General features: G+C 61.7%; 14 protein-coding genes. 12 read left to right on the top strand and 2 right to left on the bottom strand.

What is annotated here, in order from left to right; all coding sequences use genetic code 11:
- Window positions 1-41 precede the first annotated feature (41 nt).
- A complete protein-coding gene (locus tag WC392_01495) occupies window positions 42-908 on the bottom strand; it encodes a YicC/YloC family endoribonuclease (protein ID MFA5241027.1) in 867 nt (288 codons plus the stop codon).
- Window positions 909-980: 72 nt separating this feature from the next.
- On the opposite strand from WC392_01495, the gene WC392_01490 reads away from it, so the two are divergent.
- From WC392_01490 to WC392_01445, 10 genes are all read left to right on the top strand, one after another.
- The gene (locus WC392_01490) at window positions 981-1,931 is read left to right on the top strand and encodes a serine/threonine-protein kinase (GenBank protein ID MFA5241026.1); all 951 of its coding nucleotides are present in this window, start codon (window positions 981-983) and stop codon (window positions 1,929-1,931) included.
- A gap of 7 nt (window positions 1,932-1,938) precedes the next feature.
- Window positions 1,939-2,256 (top strand): protein phosphatase 2C domain-containing protein, encoded by a 318-nt coding sequence (locus WC392_01485; protein ID MFA5241025.1) that lies wholly within the window; start codon window positions 1,939-1,941, stop codon window positions 2,254-2,256.
- The gene (locus tag WC392_01480) at window positions 2,178-2,855 is read left to right on the top strand and encodes a protein phosphatase 2C domain-containing protein (GenBank protein ID MFA5241024.1); all 678 of its coding nucleotides are present in this window, start codon (window positions 2,178-2,180) and stop codon (window positions 2,853-2,855) included. Before WC392_01485 ends, WC392_01480 begins: the two co-directional genes overlap by 79 nt.
- A 67-nt stretch (window positions 2,856-2,922) precedes the next feature.
- Window positions 2,923-3,639, top strand: coding sequence for a ribonuclease PH (gene rph / locus WC392_01475; protein MFA5241023.1), 717 nt, complete (start codon window positions 2,923-2,925; stop codon window positions 3,637-3,639).
- A 182-nt stretch (window positions 3,640-3,821) separates the two neighbouring features.
- Window positions 3,822-4,412 carry an RdgB/HAM1 family non-canonical purine NTP pyrophosphatase gene (rdgB, locus tag WC392_01470; protein ID MFA5241022.1) on the top strand — a complete coding sequence of 197 codons (591 nt, stop codon included), beginning with the start codon at window positions 3,822-3,824 and terminating at the stop codon, window positions 4,410-4,412.
- The gene (locus WC392_01465; protein MFA5241021.1) at window positions 4,409-4,897 is read left to right on the top strand and encodes an isochorismatase family protein; all 489 of its coding nucleotides are present in this window, start codon (window positions 4,409-4,411) and stop codon (window positions 4,895-4,897) included. Before rdgB ends, WC392_01465 begins: the two co-directional genes overlap by 4 nt.
- Window positions 4,898-4,913: 16 nt before the next feature.
- Entirely contained in the window at window positions 4,914-6,104 is a 1,191-nt protein-coding gene (gene hemW, locus WC392_01460; protein ID MFA5241020.1) for a radical SAM family heme chaperone HemW, read from the top strand.
- A gap of 71 nt (window positions 6,105-6,175) precedes the next feature.
- A complete protein-coding gene (locus WC392_01455; protein ID MFA5241019.1) occupies window positions 6,176-6,787 on the top strand; it encodes a TetR family transcriptional regulator C-terminal domain-containing protein in 612 nt (203 codons plus the stop codon).
- A gap of 62 nt (window positions 6,788-6,849) precedes the next feature.
- The gene (locus WC392_01450) at window positions 6,850-7,452 is read left to right on the top strand and encodes a nitroreductase family protein (protein ID MFA5241018.1); all 603 of its coding nucleotides are present in this window, start codon (window positions 6,850-6,852) and stop codon (window positions 7,450-7,452) included.
- 264 nt (window positions 7,453-7,716) lie between these two features.
- A complete protein-coding gene (locus WC392_01445; GenBank protein ID MFA5241017.1) occupies window positions 7,717-8,136 on the top strand; it encodes a hypothetical protein in 420 nt (139 codons plus the stop codon).
- Between the two features lie 88 nt (window positions 8,137-8,224).
- On the opposite strand, the gene WC392_01440 is transcribed toward WC392_01445, so the two are convergent.
- Window positions 8,225-11,563: an EAL domain-containing protein gene (locus WC392_01440; protein MFA5241016.1), complete on the bottom strand. Its 3,339-nt coding sequence runs from the start codon at window positions 11,561-11,563 to the stop codon at window positions 8,225-8,227.
- A gap of 305 nt (window positions 11,564-11,868) precedes the next feature.
- Between WC392_01440 and WC392_01435 the strand changes: the two genes are divergently transcribed.
- Both WC392_01435 and WC392_01430 read left to right on the top strand, forming a co-directional pair.
- Window positions 11,869-16,986 (top strand): PAS domain S-box protein, encoded by a 5,118-nt coding sequence (locus WC392_01435; GenBank protein MFA5241015.1) that lies wholly within the window; start codon window positions 11,869-11,871, stop codon window positions 16,984-16,986.
- Entirely contained in the window at window positions 16,983-18,110 is a 1,128-nt protein-coding gene (locus WC392_01430; GenBank protein ID MFA5241014.1) for a two-component system response regulator, read from the top strand. The genes WC392_01435 and WC392_01430 overlap by 4 nt, the downstream gene beginning before the upstream one ends.
- Window positions 18,111-18,173: the final 63 nt, after the last annotated feature.

Below are 18,173 nucleotides of genomic sequence, written 5' to 3'. Positions count from 1 at the left end.
ATAGCCGCCGTGCGCCGGAAATCGTGAATGCAATTGAGGCATCACTCAATGTTTTGGATCTGCTCCCGCATCTGCTCGATCAGCACTTTCAGTTCCATCGATAATTTGGATGTTTCCGTGGCAACGGATTTCGAGCCCAGGGTGTTGGCTTCGCGGTTGAGTTCCTGCATCATGAAATCCAGGCGCTTGCCTGCTGCGCCGTTCTGATTGAGGATGCGCTTTACTTCCTGCAAGTGAGCCTGAAGGCGGGAAACTTCCTCGTCTATATCGATTTTCTGGGCAAACAGCGCCATTTCCTGCCGGATGCGATCTTCATCCAGGCTGGCGGCGGCTTCCCTGAAGCGCGCTAACAGCTTTTCCTGATAAGCGGCGCGCAGGCGGGGCAGGTGGGGGAGAGCTTCGGCCACCAGCGCTTCCATTTGTCCGGCGCGTTCGAGGATCATGGCTTTGAGTTTTTCCCCTTCGCGGCCACGGGTGGCGGTGAATTCGCCCAGCGCTTGGTGCAGCAGGGTAATGGCCGCTTGCTGGAGGGCGTCGGCGGGCACGCCTTCCACTTCCATGATGCCCGGCCAGCGTAATATGTCAGCCACGCTGAGCGGCGAGCTGTGCGGGGAAAGTTCCTGCACTGCCTGGCCAAGCTGGACCAGTTGCTGCGCCAGTGTTGCGTTGAGCGCCAGTGGCTTGTGACTGCCGGTGCTGGGGGTGAAGTTCAGCCTGCATTCCGCTTTGCCTCGCTTGAGCAGACTGGCAATGGCCTCGCGCATGGCGGATTCTGCCGGGCGGAACACTTCGTCCATGCGGAACGCTACTTCAAGGTAGCGATGGTTGACGGCACGCAGTTCGAGGTGCAGAGCGCCCTGGGGTAGCTCAAGGTTCACTGCGGCGAAACCGGTCATGCTGTAAATCATGGGTGCTCCAAAAAATACATTACTTTGTTTAAACAATTGTAAAATGGCGCAAAGATTATCATAGTAAGCGTAATGAGCTCCCAACAAATCAATCAAGCGCTCTCCGAGGGCACGCAGCTACTCAATTACCGTATCGCCAAGCAGCTTTCGGGCGGCGGCTTCAGTATTGTTTACCTGGCTTATGACGAAACCGGCACGCCGGTGGCGATCAAGGAATACCTGCCCAGCGGACTGGCCTTGCGCGATGGGGGCGAGGTCGTGCAGGCCACTTCGGTGGATAACCTCAATACCTTCCGCTATGGCATGAAGTGTTTTTTTGAGGAAGGGCGCGCGCTGGCCAAGATTGCTCATCCCAACGTGGTGCGCGTGACCAATTTCTTCCGTGCCAACGAAACCGTGTACATGGTGATGCAGTACGAGCGTGGCAGGACCATGCAGGAGCATATCCAGCAGCACAAGGGACTCATCCGGGAAAGCTTCATCCGCCGTGTATTCGCGCAGCTGCTCAATGGCTTGCGCGAAGTGCATACTCACAAACTTCTGCACCTGGATATCAAGCCAGCCAATATTTACCTGCGCCTTGATGGCTCGCCGGTGTTGCTCGATTTCGGCGCCGCACGGCAGACGCTTTCGAGCGAAAAAAACAAGCTTTCGCCCATGTACACGCCGGGTTTTGCCGCGCCGGAGCAGTACAAGAATCGCGAGCGTCTGGGGCCGTGGTCGGATATCTACAGTGTCGGCGCCAGCATGTTCGCCTGCATGGCCGGTTTCGCGCCGCAGGCTGCCGATGCGCGATTGGAGGACGACAAGATGACCCCCGCCGTCAAGCTGTGGCCAGGGGAATATTCGGAAGCTTTGCTGCAATTGATCGATCAGTGCCTGCAACTGGATTACATGCAACGGCCACAGAGCGTGTTTGCCCTGCAGAGAGAATTGGTCAAGGATGTTCCGCTGGAGGAGCTGCCGCGCAAGAAAACACTGATGGGCAGCATTCGCGCCACCCTGAACAAGGATCTCTTCTGAGTTCGCCATGAAGTTCTCCATCTACCAGTCCAGCCGGCAAGGCGGACGCAAATACAATCAGGACCGGGTGGCCTATTCCTATAGCAAGGAATCCCTGTTGATGGTGGTGGCGGATGGCATGGGTGGACATTTCCATGGGGAGATCGCTGCTCAGATAACGGTGCAGTTGATCGCTGAAATGTTCCAGAAACAGGCCACCCTACCCTCAGGGATCCGCTGTTCTTCCTCGATCAGGCGATGCATGCCGTGCACGAGGCGATCTGTGATTATTCCGCCGAGAACGAATTGCTGGAAAGTCCGCGCACCACCTGCGTGGCGGTGGTGATCCAGCGTGATGTGGCTTACTGGGCCCATGTCGGTGATTCGCGCCTGTATTTTTTCCGCCGTGGGCGGCTGGTGACGCGTACCCAGGACCATTCCCGGGTGCAGCAGATGTTCGAGCAGGGGCTCATCACCGAGGCCCAGATGACCACGCACCCGGAGCGCAACAAGATCTACAATTGCCTTGGCGGCATGATTCCACCCGAGGTGGAGCTCTCCAGGCGCACGCCGGTCGAGCCGGGCGATGTTCTGCTGCTGTGCTCGGATGGTCTGTGGGGTTCTCTTAGCAGCAATGAGATTGGCTCCATTCTGAACACCTATTCGCTGGATCAGGCGATTCCGGAGTTGATGGATCATGCCGAATTTCGTGGCGGGCAGGATGGTGACAATTTGTCCGCCATTGCCATGGCCTGGGGCGGGAAGGGCGCTACTCAGCCCGCGGGCGGCGTGTCCACCGAAATGATGCCGCTGGACAGCTTTACTACCCAGCTCGATGCCTTGCATGCCCCCCGTCCGAAGGCTGGCGAAACCCTCGTGAGCGACGACGATATCGAAAAAGCAATTGCCGAAATTCAGCTCGCCATCAAGAAATATTCAAAATAGACCAATAAAAATCTTTTTCACCGCCTTCGCGGTGAAATGCCGTTTACAGGATAAACCAGGAAAATCCATGCGACCCAGCCAGCGAGGCGCCGACCAGTTGCGCGCCATCACCATTACCCGCAATTACACCAAGCACGCCGAGGGTTCGGTGCTGATCGAGTGCGGCGACACCAAGGTCATCTGTACCGCCAGCATCGACGAGAAAGTGCCGCCTTTTCTGCGCGGCAAGGGCCAGGGCTGGGTGACAGCGGAATACGGCATGCTGCCGCGCTCCACCGGCAGCCGGATGGATCGCGAAGCGGCGCGCGGCAAGCAGTCCGGGCGCACCCAGGAAATCCAGCGCCTGATCGGCCGTTCCCTGCGCTCGGTGGTGGACCTGAAAAAGCTTGGCGAGCGCACCATCCAGATCGATTGCGACGTGATCCAGGCAGATGGCGGTACGCGTACCGCCAGCATCACCGGGGCGTTTGTTGCATTGCACGATGCGGTATCCCTGCTGCTGAAAAAACAGCTGCTTGCGACTTCGCCCCTGACTGATTTCGTGGCAGCGATTTCGGTCGGTGTCTATCGCGGCGTTCCGGTGCTGGATCTGGATTATGCCGAGGACTCCGATTGCGACACCGACATGAACGTGGTGATGACCGGCAGCGGCGGTTTCGTCGAGGTGCAGGGTACGGCGGAAGGCGCGCCGTTCAGTCGCGGCGAAATGGAAGCGTTGCTCGACCTGGCGCAAAGCGGCATCGTCCAGTTGGTGGCGAAGCAGAAGGCGGCTCTGGGATTGTGACTAAAAAACAGGGCAAAGGCATTTAACCACGGAGTTCACGGAGAACACGGAGAACACGGAGTTGAAATAAATATGTGTGCATGTCGCTGGGTATTCACTTGTAGAGTAAGGCATAAAAATTCTTAGATTGCTTTCTCCGTGTGCTCCGTGTTCTCCGTGGTTTTAACTGGGATTTTTTATAAATGAAAAAAATCGTCATCGCATCAAACAACGCCGGCAAGCTGCGTGAAATCGGCGCCATCCTGGCGCCGATGGAATTCGAGGTGCTGCCGCAGTCCGCGTTCAATATTCCCGAGGCCGAAGAGCCTTACTGCACCTTCATCGAGAATTGCCTCACCAAGGCGCGCCATGCCTCCGCGCATTCCGGCCTTCCTGCCCTGGCGGATGACTCCGGAATCTGTGTCGATGCGCTGAACGGCGCGCCGGGCGTGTATTCTGCGCGCTTCGCCGGTGAGCCGAAGTCGGACCAGCGCAACAACGAGAAGCTGATCGAATTGCTGCAAGGGCACACCAACCGCAAGGCGCATTACTATTGCGTGATGGTGCTGGTGCGCTGGCCGGAAGATCCGCAGCCGATTATTGCCGAAGGTGCGATGTACGGTGAGATTATCGATACGCCGCGCGGTGAGGGCGGCTTTGGCTATGACCCTTATTTCCTGATTCCGGAATTCGGCCAGACCGGCGCCGAAATTCCCATGGATGTAAAAAACCGCATCAGCCACCGTGGCAAGGCACTGGCCTCCCTAGTGGAAAAATTGAAGGGCAATCCATGAGCGAGGGTCTGGCGATACAGGAAGGCGATGCGCTGATCGTTGTCGATGTGGTAAACAATCTTCTTTTGGGCGACAGCGCCATTCCAGCAGCGGACGAAGTGATTCCGCCTCTCAAGCGCATTATCGAAATATTTCACCCTCGCGGCCTGCCCATCTACGCTACGGAAACCGAGGGCGCCGAGTGCGCCTCTGCACTGGGCTTGCCAGCATTCACCATGATGATTTCCAGGGCGCCTGCACCGGCCAATATCTCCGGGTTTTCGGGCACCAAACTTGAATTCCAGCTCATGATGTACGGCGTGAAGCGCCTGTTGATCGGTGGCCTGGGCGATGGCGTGGCTGCAACGGCGAGTGATGCGATCAAGCGGGGGCATCAGGTGGTGGTGCTGCGAGATGCCGTGCGCGTTCACCCTGCCGATGAGCAGGCACTTTCTGACCTGGCGGCACTGGGTACGGTTTTTGTTTCTGCCGCTGAAGTAGCCTGAGGCGGTCTCGAGGTCTGTGAAAACTGCGCCGCTTCGCTTTGCCCCTGCTCCTGCCGTGAGCATCGCTGAGCCGCCCCCGCTCAGTCTGTATGTTCACATTCCCTGGTGTGTGCGCAAATGCCCCTACTGTGATTTCAATTCCCATGAAGCGCGCGGCAGCGTGCCGGAGGCGGAATACGTCGCGGCCCTGGTGAAGGATATTGAAACCGCGCTGCCGCTGGTGTGGGGGCGCCGGGTGGTGTCGGTGTTCTTCGGCGGCGGCACGCCCAGCCTGCTCTCCGCCCGCGCCGTGGACGACATTCTCACCGCCGTGCGCACCCTGCTGCCGCTGGAACCGCTGGCCGAGATCACGCTGGAAGCCAACCCCGGCACGGCTGAGGCGCAGAAATTTGCCGATTTTCGCAGCGCCGGGGTGAATCGCCTCTCGCTCGGCATCCAGAGCTTCAATTCCAGACACTTGCAGCTGCTCGGCCGCATCCACGACGGCATTGAGGCGCGCCGCGCAGTGGAGTTGGCGCAGCGCCATTTCGACAATATCAACCTCGACCTCATGTACGCCCTGCCCGAGCAGGGTATGGACGAAATGCTGGCCGACCTGCATGCGGCGATTGCTTTCGGCCCGCAGCACCTTTCCGCCTACCACCTCACCCTCGAACCCAACACGCAGTTTTACCTCACCCCGCCGAACCTGCCAGACGACGACCTGGCGGCGGAAATGCAGCTGGCGGTGGAAGCCGAACTGGCCGGCGCGGGCTACGAGCACTACGAAACCTCGGCCTTCGCGCAAAAAAACCGGCGCTGCCAGCACAACCTCAACTACTGGCTGTTCGGCGATTACCTCGGCATCGGCGCCGGGGCGCATGGCAAGCTCACGCAGCACGACCGGGTGCTGCGCCAGATGCGCTTCAAGCAGCCCAGGGCCTACCTGGAGCACGCCCTGAAAAGCGCTTCGGTGCAGGAGTCGCATACGGTGGCGGTGGAAGACCTGGGCTTCGAGTTCATGATGAACGCGCTGCGCCTGACCGAGGGTTTTCCCCTGGCCCTGTTCGAGGAGCGCACCGGTTTGCCGCCGACGGCGGTGCTGAAGGCGCTGGACGAAGCCGAAAGGCGCGGCCTGGTGGAGAGGGGGCTGGAGCGGGTCCGGCCGACGGAACTGGGACGGCGGTTCTTGAACGAGCTGCTGCAGGGGTTCCTGCCGGAGGCGTAATAAAAAATGGGTGTGCTTGAATTAAAAATTCCACTTGACGCATCCATACCGGTCGGTATGTAATGCGCCTCATGGACTCCAGACAACCCGACCTGACCCGTGACAAGCTGCTGCGCTCCGCTTTTTGCGAAATCCACCGCAAGGGTTTCCAGGCGGCGAGCATCGCCAATATCCTCGAGGATACCGGACTCACCAAGGGAGCCTTGTACCATCATTTCCCCACCAAGCAGGCGCTGGGACTGGCGGTGATCGACGAAGTCATTCGCGGGCAGTTGGACGGCCTGATTTTCAGGCGTTTGCTTGAGAGCGCGCAGCCTGTGGCAGCCTTGCTGGAGGCGATCGCCTGCATGGACCGGGATGCGACGCCCGAGTTCGTGCAGCTCGGCTGTCCCCTCAATAACCTGATGCAGGAGATGAGTCCGCTCGACGAAGCGTTCAAAAGCCGCCTCAACGGCGTGCTGATGCTGTGGAAAACTGCCGTGGAGGATGCCTTCACGCGCGGGAAGGAGCAGGGAATGATCCGCGCCGACGTGGATTGTGCCGCGGTGGCGCTGTTCGTCGTCTCGGCATGGGAAGGCTGCGGCGGGGTCGCCAAGAATTTGCAGTCGCCTGAAGCCTACCGGATGTGCATGAAGCAGCTGCATGCTTATGTGCAGGGACTGATGGTGGCGCGCCAGGCGTAAGGGTTTCATTGTTTTGTGGCAAAGCATACCGAATGGCCGGTATGGATAAAAAGGAGGAAATCATGGATGTGTCCAGGGCAATCGAACTGCGTCGTGCCGTCAAGGCTTATGACGCCGGCCAGCGCATGAGCGAGGCGGAGAAGGAAAAGCTTTTTTCCCTCGCCATGCTCTCGCCAACCGCATTCAATATCCAGAACTGGCGTTTTGTCGTTGTGGCGGCCCCCGAGTTGCGCAAGCAGATCCGCGCCGTGGCCTGGGACCAGGCTCAGGTGACAGACGCCTCATTGCTGGTGGTGCTTGCCGCCGACCTCAAGGCGTGGGAAAGAGATCCGGCACGCTACTGGAGGAATGCGCCCCAGCCTGTGCAGGACTATCTGGTGCCGGCCATTGATCAGTACTATCGCGGCCGCGAGCAGGTGCAGCGCGACGAGGCGATGCGCTCCTGCGGCATCGCCGCCATGAATCTGATGCTGGCGGCGAAGGAAATGGGTTATGACTCCTGCCCCATGGACGGCTTCGATTTCGACGCAGTGGGCAAACTCATCAACCTGCCACCGGATCACGTAATCGCCATGTTCGTGGCGATCGGCAAGGGCACCCAGGAGCCTTTCCCGCGCGGCGGGCAGCTACCCATGGGCGAGGTGGTGATCACCGACCGCTTTTGACGCCCGGCATCGGCATCCCCCGCACCGGAAAGTTCGAAGGCGAAGCATTCGAAAAGGCTGTGCGTGATCTTCTGTGTCCCCGTACACCTGGCTTCTCGTTGCGCCACTGCCAGGCTATGCTGGATAACACCAAGGGGAAAAACCGCCATCAACATAAGGCGTAGGGCGTTAATTAAGCGAAGCACATTGCGCCACATGAAAACTTCCCCGAACAGTCACCATGCCTGATTGCCGCCGTGCCGGCATCTGGACATTAAAGCCGTAGTGCCCTCAAGCAGCAAGGTGGTTGAAATAACGTGGGCAAGCGGAAAAATAGATCGAGTCGGCCTGACTGGGTTGATCAACGAACTGGCCGCCCTGGCGGAGATTGACAATGCTGCCATTTTTTCTGCTGTTGCGGTAGGCGAGGATGGCTGGTCGCTAATCTGGCCTGACGGCGCTGAAATTGGAACGGATACCCTTTGGCGCATGGCGCGCGAACAGGCTGGAGAGGCTACGCCGATTCATGAGTTCACCGCTTGGCGTGCGCGTAATCGGCTATCGCTGTCTGATGCCACTCTTGCGCTTGGCATTACCCGGCGCATGGTTTCATATTATGAAGCCGGTCGTTACCTGATTCCGCGCATGGTTGGCCTTGCTATCAAGGGCTGGGAAACTGAACATCACCACCTGAGCCACAGATAACGTGTAGAAAAATTGGGGCAACTGCCCGAAGCCGGATAGCGTTTACGAATGTGCTGGAAATGGCTGATTTGCCCCCTTCGGCAAAAGCTCAGACAAGTGACGTGGCGGCCTGATTGGTCTTCAGCAACATCTCGAATTCCTCGGCGGCTACCGGCCTGGAGAACAAAAATCCTTGCCCATGGTTGCACCCGGCATTGGCCAGCAGCTCGCGTTGCGCCTCCGTTTCCACGCCCTCGGCGACCACTGCCATGTCGAGCCGGTGCGCCATCATGATGATGGCCTCGGATAGCACCATGTTGCTTGAGCCGGGTGTCAGATTGCGGGTAAAGGACTGGTCTATCTTCAGGTAGTCGATGTCGAATTTCTGGAGATAGGACAGCGAGGAATAGCCCGTGCCGAAATCGTCGAGCGATATCTGAATGCCTGTCTCATGGAATCGCAGCAGCTTGTCCATCACGCCCTGCTCCGCTTCGAGCAACAGCCCCTCGGTGATTTCAATCACCATGCTTTGCCCCGGCAGATCAAGCGCCTGCAAGCAGGCAGACCATGCCTGGCACGGGTTGCTGGCGCTGCGGAACTGTACGGGCGACATGTTCACGCTGATCTGGAATTCCGCATCGTACAAAGTCCTCCAGCGTTTGGCCTGGCTTGCCGCTTCCCTGAAGACCCAGTCGCCGATTTCGACAATCAGCCCGGATTCCTCGGCCAGCGGAATAAACTCGGCGGGGCTGACGAAGCCGCGTTCCGGATGCTGCCAGCGGATCAGCGCCTCTGCCTTGTGAATACGGCCGGTGGCCAGTTCGACAATGGGCTGGTAATGCACCTCGAACTGGTGGCCCGCCAGCGCCCCGCGCAGGTCATTGGTCAATTTCAGCTTGGCCTGCGCCGTTTGCTGCATCGCCTGGGTGAAGTAGCTGAAGCGGTTCCGCCCGGCATTCTTGGCGGCATACATCGCCTGGTCGGCGTTCTTGACCAGCTCTTCCAGCCCGGCGGCATCGTGCGGATACAGCGTGATGCCGATGCTGGCGGTTATATAGGCCACCTCGCTGCCCAGCCGGAAAGGCTTGGCAAGCTCGTGGAGGATGTCCTGGGTCAGCGCATCGATCCGGCCGATTTCGTTGAGTTCCGTCAGCACGATGATGAATTCGTCCCCGCCCAGGCGCGCCACCGTATCGCTCTCGCGCACACAGGCGCTGATGCGGCGCGCCGCATCCACCAGCAGGACATCGCCCATGCTGTGCCCGAGCGTGTCGTTGATTTCCTTGAAATGGTCGAGGTCGATGTACAGCAAGGCCATGCTCAGGCCGGTGCGATCCGCCTTCCTGGTTTCCTGCGCCAGCCGGTCGTAGAACATGTGGCGGTTGGGCAGGCCGGTCAGTTCATCGAAGTTGGCCTGCTTCCAGACCAGGCTTTCGAATTTCTTCCTGTTGGTGATGTCGTGGATAAAAGCGCTGAACTCGTACTGGTTTGCCGTCCTGATCGGGACGACGGACAATTCGACGGGGAATTCATGCCCGTCGCGGTGCAGCGCCAGCAGCTCGACCTGTGAATTCAGGATCACCCCCTCGCCGGCGGCCAGGAAGTGTTTCAATCCCTGCGTATGTGCTTCGCGGTACTGGGGCGGGATGATCGTTTCGTCCATCGCCCGCCCTATCGCCTCTTCCCGTGGCCAGCCGAAAATCTTCTCCGCCCGGGCGTTCCAGCCGGTGATGGTGCCTTCGGTATCCATCTGCACCACGGCGTCCAGTGCGGTCTCGATAATGGTGTAAAACCGCTCCTTGCTCTCTTCCAGCTCCAGCTCCACGCGCTTGCGCTGGGTGATATCCATCCAGGAACCCACGATCTCAAGAGGGCGCCCGGCCGGGTCGCGGATGATCTGCAATTCATCGTGCACCCAGCGGTAAGCCCCGTCCTTGCGCTGGAAGCGGTATTCGTGGGCATAACGGCTGTCGCGGCCAGCCATCACGGCGGCACGAAAGGCGCCGGCGATGCCGTCGCGCTCTTCGGGATGCATGCCGGACCACCACCAGCCGTCCTCACCCAGATACTCCTCCAGGTCGTAGCCCCACAAGTCTTTTATGTTCGGGCTGGCATAGGTCGGCACCAGGCGTTCGCCGTCGATACGGCAGGCGTAATGCAGCGCGGGGGTACTGGCGAGAATATGTTGCAGGTGAGCGGACAAGCCCTTTATCTCCTGCTCCGCCCGCTTGCGCTCATCGAGCAGGGCGTTGAACCCGTCGGCCATCTTGTTGAAACTGTCGCCGATATGGCTGATCTCGTCGCGCGTATCGAGCTTGACCCGCACGTCCAGGTCGCCCGCGGCAAAGGTTTGTGCGGAATGGACCAGCGACTGGATGCTGCCGATAATGGCGTAGTAGATGCTGACCGAGATATAGACCACCAGTAAAAATATCAGCAATGCGCCGGCAACGCTCGTGAGCAGTGCGTTTTTTGCCTTGGCGATACGTCTCTCGATTAGCGTTCTGGTTGTCGGCAGCAGGGATTCATACATTTGCGCGTAGCCCCTGTCGATCTCCGCGGTGGCCATATCCAGGAAGACTTCCGGAGCGGTGGCAAAACGCCCGGTCAGGATATCCGCCTTCACCAGACCGGCCAGCGTGCGCGCCGAATCGGCGATGCCGCCATACGCCTCCAGGAGCGAATCGCGTACCGCCGGATTGTGGCGCACGGTCTTTCTGATGCTGGTCTCAAGTTCATCGAGCGAACTGTCAAGCTCGGCAATCAGGCTGTTCAGCTTGATTGCCTGGCGCCCGTCGATCTGCTTCCCGGCCAGAATGCCGGTGCCATATGCGCGGAGCTGGCCAAGATGTTCAAGCACATGGGGCAGCCTGTTAACGTTGCTATCGATCAGGTAGAGCGTGGCGAGTTCGCCGTCCAGGGTCAGCGCATAATCATCGGCGATTGACGACTTCAATGACTGGAGCTGTTCGATCATGCGGGTATGCGCGGCGAAGTTCTCATCCACCGTCCAATGGGTTCCCTCCTTGCGCAGCCGCTCCCATCCGGCCTTGAGTAGCCGGAAGTCTTCGCCCGAAGTCAGGCCGGCGGGCAGCGCCTCCTCCATCGCCCTGAATGCCGAGGCTACACTCATTTCCTTGGCGGCAAGCCGGTCTTTCATGGCCTCGTTGCCGCCGAGTAGCGCGACCGAAATCCCGCGGTGCTGCTGGATGACCTGCACGGCGCGGGAAACCGGATCGATCAGCACCAGGCCTTCCAGTTCCCGCTGCGAAGGCTGGATGACCCGATCGAGGCTGACAAACAGGCTGTACACCACAATGGCAACCGCGACCAGCGACATCAGCCACAGCAGGGTAAATTTCCTGGTGTAGCTCATGCGGTTCAGCAGGGCGATGGCGGGCGAAAAGATCAGTTGCATTGTTTTGCCAGTGTCATTATTGTTCGTCATGGCTACCCATCTCTCCCCTTTAACCCGGATTATCCATTGGAATGCATTTGCATGTAGGAGCGGTGTTTTGGCCCTAATGGATAATCCGGGTTTAATCCGTCACGACACTCGACCGGCATTATGTGATTAATCTTCATCACTAAAGGCCCCGGCGCAAGACAATCACGGGCAATTATACTCATTCCAAAGCTTGACGCCCCTCGCCGCATACGCACAAACTTGCGGCAAGAAAAAAACAGGATTCCAAAAGCCGTCTTCGGCGATTTCGTGGACGTCACCCGGCATTATCCGGAGAACAGGACAACATGAAACTCCCCTTCACCCTCGGCCTGCGCGGCCGCCTGATCCTGATCCTGCTGGCGGCGTTCGCCATGCTGCTCGGCATGATTTTCGCGCACACGCTCGACCACCGCGCCGAGAAGCTGCGCGACGCCGCGACACATCTCCAGCACAATGCGCAGCTGATCGCTGCCCGGCAGCAGCGCATCGCCGCGCAGGCCGACGCCATCTTGACCGGGCTGATGTTGCGCCCCGAGTTGCAGCCGGGCGCTTCCGCAGAGAACTGCCCGGAGATCCTTCAGGCGCTGCTCAAGCAGGAGCCGGCATTTATCAACGCCGGCTTTGCACGGCCAAACGGCGAGGCGATCTGCGCGGTGGCGCCTTCTGGCGACGGGGTCAGCTATACCGATCGCGACTGGTTCCAGCGCACCCTCCGCTCATACGAAATGGTCGTCAGCGAGGTGCTGCGGGGCCGCGTCCTAGGTAGGCCAATAATCGTCTTTGCCAAGGCCATGCGCGACGGGGGCGGGAGCACGACCGGCGTGATCTATCTGGCGCTCAACCTGAATCGGCTGCACGAGGAACTGGCGGCCACCCGCCTGCCGGATGGCGCCCGGCTGACGGTAATGGATGCCAGGGGCACTATCGCCGTGCGCCATCCCGACCCGAAAGGGCTGTCTGGAATGAGCATCGCCGATCAGCCGCTGTTCCGGCATATTGCTGCCGCCGGCGAAGGTACGCTTGTCGAGGTGGGGCTGGACGGCGTGCGCCGGATCATCGGCTTTGCCTCCTTCATGGATACGGCATCCGGCCGCATGATCATTTGGCTGAGCGTGCCGGCAGCCGTGATCGAGGCCCCGGCGCGGCAAGAGGCCCTCCTCGCCCTTGGCCTTGCGTTCGTGGTGCTGACCGTTACGCTGGCGCTGGTGGCATGGGGCAGCAACCGGCTGGTGCTGCGCCCGCTGCTGGCTATGTCGCGCGCCGCGCAACGCTTCAGCGCCGGTGATTTCAGCGTGCGCAGCGGGCTGCCATATAGCGGCGACGAGATCGGACTCCTGGCCCGGACCATGGATGAAACGGCCGCCGCCATCGAGGACCGGGAGCGCAGGCTCGTCCGCGCCAACCGCGCCTTGCGCGTCCTCTCCGCCGGCAACCGCACTCTGTTGCACGCCACGGAGGAGCAGGAACTTCTTCGGGAAATGTGCCGCGCCATTGTCGATGCCGGCGGCTACCGCCTGGCCTGGGTGGGCTATGCCGAGGATGACAGGCGCGTGCGGCTGGTGGCTTCCTGTGGCGCCGAGGCGGACTTTCTCGATAATCTGAACATGACCTGGGATGAAACCGCAGCGGGCCGCGGGCCTGCCGGGACGGCGATCCGTCAGGGTATCCCCGTCGTCTGCGGCAATGTCCAGGCCGACCCAGACTGCGTGCCGTGGCGGGAATTGGCGCAGCGTCATGCCTTTGCCTCGGTGCTGGCCCTGCCGTTGCGGCTCGACGGCACCATCATCGGCGCGCTCAGCATTTACGCTGCGGAGCCGGATGTATTCGACGAGGACGTGGTCGAACTGCTGAGCGAATCGGCGGACGACCTGGCCTACGGTATCGCCATGCAGCGCGCGCGCGCCGAGCATGAACGTACCCGGGCAGAATTGCAGCGGCTGGAAAGGCAGCACACGCTCATCCTCGCCTCGGCAGGCGAAGGTATTTTCGGCCTGGACCGGGAAGGCCGCGCCACCTTCATCAACCCGGCCGCCGTCGCGATGCTGCAATGGACGCCGGAAGAACTCGTTGGTCAGCCCATGCACGCCCTGCACCATCACACCCGCGCCGACGGCACGCCCTTCCCCAGCGAGGAATGCCCCATCTACGCGGCCTACCGCGATGGCGTGACGCACCGCGTGGCCGACGATATTTTCTGGCGCAAGGATGGCACCCGTTTCCCGGTCGAATACGTCAGCACGCCGCTGCGCGACGAAGCGGGCGCGCTGGCGGGCGCCGTGGTGAGCTTCAGCGACATGACCGAGCGCAGGCGCGCCGAAACGGCCCTGCGCACGCACGAGGCGCAGTTGCAGACGATCGTCGAGAACCTGACCGAGGGCCTGGTCGTTGCCGGCCTTGACGGGCAGGTGCTGCATTTCAACCGGGCGGCGCTGGACTTGCATGGGTTTGGCTCTCTCGACGAGTGCCGCCAGCACCTGAACAAGTTCGCCGGCACGTTCGAACTTTCGGCCCTCGACGGCACGGTCTGGCCGCTGGAACAGTGGCCGCTGGCCCGCATCCTGCGCGGCGAGAGCCTGAACAGTCTGGAGTTGCGCGTCCGCCACCTCCGGGCTGGCTGGCTGCGCATATTCAACTACGGCGGCACGCTGGTTCGTGACGCCGACGGCCAGCCGTTGATGGCGGTCGTTACCATCGGCGACATCACCGAGCGCAAGGCGGCCGAAGAACAAATGCAGTTGAGCGCGGAACTGCTCGACAGTGCCACCGACCCGATCTTCCTGGTCGATTTCGACGGCAGGTTCGTTTACGTCAACGAAGCCGCCTGGAAAACGCGCGGCTACACGCGCGACGAACTGATGGCCATGACCCTGCACGAACTGGATACGCCGGATCACGCGGAACGGATCGAGGAACGACACCGGGAACTGGCGGAAAAGGGCCATGCCGTGTTCGAAACCGCCCACCGCTGCAAGGACGGGGCCATCATGCCGGTCGAGGTCAACGCCCGTCTGATCGAGACCGGCGGGCGCAAGCTCATTCTTTCTTCGGTGCGCGACATCACCGAGCGCAAGCAGGCCGAGGACCGCATCCGCAAGCTCTCCCAAGCCGTCGAGCAGAGTCCGGAGAGCATCGTCATCACCAACCTCGACGCCGAGATCGAGTATGTCAACGAGACGTTCACCCGTAACACAGGCTACGCCAGCGAGGAAGTGATCGGCCGCAATCCGCACATCCTGCATTCCGGCAAGACGCCGCCGGAAACCTATGCGGACATGTGGGAAAACCTGGCCCACGGCCGGTCGTGGAAGGGCGAGTTCATCAACCGCCGCAAGGATGGCAGCGAATATGCCGAATTCGCCATCATCACGCCCATCCGCCAGCCCGACGGCAGCATCACCCACTACGTCGCGGTGAAGGAGGACATCACCGAGAAGAAGCGCCTCGGCCAGGAACTGGACCGTCACCGCGAGCATCTCGAAGAACTGGTGGCGAGCCGCACGGAGCAACTGACGGAGGCGCGCAAGCTGGCCGAGGCCGCCAATCAGGCCAAGAGCGCCTTCCTCGCCAATATGAGCCACGAGATCAGGACACCGATGAACGCCATTATCGGCCTCACCCACCTGATGAAGCGCGCCGGGGCGACGCCCGAGCAGGCCGAGCGGCTGGCCAAGATCGACAGCGCCGGCCAGCATCTGCTGTCCATCATCAATGATATTCTCGACCTGTCCAAGATCGAGGCTGGCCGGCTGCAGCTGGAAAGCACCGACTTTCATCTCTCCGCGATACTGGACAACGTCCGCTCGCTCATCGCCGAGCAGGCCCGCGCCAAGGGACTGACCGTCGAGGTGGACGGCGACGCCGTCCCCGTCTGGCTCAAGGGCGACCCCACGCGGCTGCGCCAGGCCTTGCTCAACTTCGCCGGCAATGCCGTCAAGTTCACCGAACGCGGCACCATTTTCCTGCGCGCCATCTTGCTGGAAGAGACCGGCGGCCAGCTCACGGTACGCTTCGAGGTGCAGGACACCGGCATCGGCATCGCTCCCGGGATCCTGCCGAAGCTTTTCGCCGCCTTCGAGCAGGCCGATGCCTCGACCACGCGCAATTATGGCGGCACCGGCCTCGGCCTGGTCATCACGCGCCGCCTGGCGAGCCTGATGGACGGAGAGGCCGGCGCCGAGAGCACGCCGGGCGCCGGCAGCACCTTCTGGTTCACGGCCCGCCTGCAACGCGGCCACGGGGTGATGCCCGCCGAGGAGTCCTCGGGCGAAACCGGTGCCGAAACCCGGCTGCGCCTGCGCCATGGCGGCACGCGGCTGCTGCTGGTCGAGGACAATGCGGTCAACCGCGAAGTGGCGCTGGAACTGCTGCATTCCGTCGGGCTGGCGGTGGATACGGCGGCGGACGGGCGCGAGGCGGTGAACAAGGCGCGGGACAACGATTACGCGCTGATCCTGATGGACATGCAGATGCCCAACATGGACGGACTCGAAGCGACGCGCGCGATCCGCGCCTTGCCGGGCTGGGAAGCAAAACCCATCCTGGCGATGACCGCCAATGCCTTCGACGAGGACCGGCGCGCCTGCGCGGACGCGGGCATGGACGATTTCATCGCCAAGCCGGTCGACCCCGAGGCGTTGTTTGCCGCGCTGGTCAAGTGGCTGCCGCGCCCCCATTCACCCTCTCCCCAGCCCTCCCCCGTCAAGGGGGAGGGAGCAGAAGCCCCTCTCCCCTCGCGGGAGAGGGGTTGGGGAGAGGGCGGAGAGGGGGAAGACGCCGTGCCGCCAGCGCCGGCTTCTACAGAAACGGCGGCAGGTGACGAGGCCGAATGGCGCCGTCGCCTGGCAGCCGTTCCCGGCCTGGATCTGGCGCGCGGGCTGGAGATCGTGCGCGGCAAGGCGGCGGAGTATATCCGGCTGCTGCGCCTTTTTGCCAGCGTCCACGCGGAAGACGCGCGGCAGATCACCGAGCGGCTGGCCGTTGGCGACCTGCCGCCGGTGAAGCGTTTGGCCCATGCGCTCAAGGGCTCCGCCGGCAGTATGGGGGCAGCCCAGGTAGCGGCGGCAGCCGAGGCGCTTCACGAGGCGATTCGCCACGACGCCGCGCGGGGCGAGCTCGCGCGCCTCGCCGGCACCCTGGCCGCCGGGCTGACGCCGCTGATCGACGGCATTCGCGGCCTGCCTGCCGATGCCAGCGAGACGCCGGCGAATGCCGATCCGGCGCACATCCGGGCCGTGCTCGCGCAACTGGAAGCCCTGCTGAAAGCCGGTGACATTGCCGCCAACGATCTGGCGCGGCAGGAGGCCGGGCTGCTGCGCACCGTGCTCGGCGCGGCGGCGGAGGATGTCCTGCGCCGCATCGCTGTTTTCGACCATGAGGGCGCGCTCGAAGCCCTGCGCGTCATCGAACCAGGGAGAGTGGCATGAACGACACAACGGATATCACGGCACGGAAATCCGCGATCCTTCTCGTTGTCGACGATAACCCGGACAACGTCGCGCTGCTCGCCGGGCTGTTGCAGGCGGACTACCGGGTGCTGGCGGCGACCTCGGGCCGGCGCGCGCTGGAACTCGCCCGGGGCGAGCTGCGGCCCGACCTGATCCTGCTCGACGTGATGATGCCCGGGATGGACGGCTATGCCGTGCTGGCCGCCCTGCGCGATGATCCCGCCACGCGCGGCATCCCGGTCGTCTTCGTCACCGCGATGAACGCCACGCAGGACGAGGAGCGCGGGCTGGAAGAGGGCGCGGTGGACTACATCACCAAACCGATCCGGTCGCCCATCGTGCTGGCGCGAGTGCGCACCCAGCTCGAGCTCAAGCGCGCGCGCGACTGGCTGGCGGACCAGAACGTTTTCCTGGAAGAGGAAGTGGCGCGGCGCATGGAGGAAAACCAGATCGTCCAGGATGTCAGCATTCACGCGCTGGGCTATCTTGCCGAGATGCGCGACCCCGAAACCGGCAACCACATCCGCCGCACCCAGGGCTACGTGGAGGCGCTGGCGCGGCATCTGCAGGACCATCCCCGTTTCGCCCCCATTCTCTCCGAACAGTTCATCCGGCTGCTGACCAAGTCGGCCCCGCTTCATGACATCGGCAAGGTCGGCATTCCCGACCACATCCTGCTCAAGCCGGGCAAGCTTACCGCCGAGGAATGGGCCGTCATGCAGACTCACGCCCAACTGGGCGCGGAGGCCATCGAACATGCCGAGCGCATCGCCGAAAAGCCGGTGGCCTTCCTCGCCCTGGCCAGGGAAATCGCCCACTGGCATCACGAGAAATGGGACGGCAGCGGTTACCCGGACGGGTTGGCGAGGGAGGCCATCCCCGCATCGGCCCGGTTGATGGCGCTGGCCGATGTATTCGACGCCCTGATCTCGCCGCGCGTCTACAAGGCGCCCATGCCGATTGAACAGGCCCACGGCATCATTTTTGAGGGCCGCGGCCGCCATTTCGATCCGGACGTGGTGGATGCTTTTATCGCCATCCTCGACGAATTCACGGCCATCGCCCAACGTTACCACGACGACGAAACCGCGAATATGGAATAGCCAGTAATGATTATGATAGCCGGCCGCTTTTGACATCCAACTGGCGTGCGTGATAAAAGTGGA

Source organism: Sulfuricella sp. (assembly GCA_041651995.1).
Taxonomy (GTDB): Bacteria; Pseudomonadota; Gammaproteobacteria; order Burkholderiales; family Sulfuricellaceae; genus Sulfurimicrobium.
Note: the sequence above shows the minus strand (reverse complement) of the source record. Positions and strands in the feature narration are given on the sequence as shown.

Coding starts and splice junctions, on each gene's coding strand:
- WC392_01495 (MFA5241027.1), bottom strand. CDS start 908: ATGATTTACAGCATGACCGGTTTCGCCGCAGTGAACCTTGAGCTACCC.
- WC392_01490 (MFA5241026.1), top strand. CDS start 981: ATGAGCTCCCAACAAATCAATCAAGCGCTCTCCGAGGGCACGCAGCTA.
- WC392_01485 (MFA5241025.1), top strand. CDS start 1,939: ATGAAGTTCTCCATCTACCAGTCCAGCCGGCAAGGCGGACGCAAATAC.
- rph (MFA5241023.1), top strand. CDS start 2,923: ATGCGACCCAGCCAGCGAGGCGCCGACCAGTTGCGCGCCATCACCATT.
- rdgB (MFA5241022.1), top strand. CDS start 3,822: ATGAAAAAAATCGTCATCGCATCAAACAACGCCGGCAAGCTGCGTGAA.
- WC392_01465 (MFA5241021.1), top strand. CDS start 4,409: ATGAGCGAGGGTCTGGCGATACAGGAAGGCGATGCGCTGATCGTTGTC.
- WC392_01455 (MFA5241019.1), top strand. CDS start 6,176: ATGGACTCCAGACAACCCGACCTGACCCGTGACAAGCTGCTGCGCTCC.
- WC392_01450 (MFA5241018.1), top strand. CDS start 6,850: ATGGATGTGTCCAGGGCAATCGAACTGCGTCGTGCCGTCAAGGCTTAT.
- WC392_01440 (MFA5241016.1), bottom strand. CDS start 11,563: ATGACGAACAATAATGACACTGGCAAAACAATGCAACTGATCTTTTCG.
- WC392_01435 (MFA5241015.1), top strand. CDS start 11,869: ATGAAACTCCCCTTCACCCTCGGCCTGCGCGGCCGCCTGATCCTGATC.
- WC392_01430 (MFA5241014.1), top strand. CDS start 16,983: ATGAACGACACAACGGATATCACGGCACGGAAATCCGCGATCCTTCTC.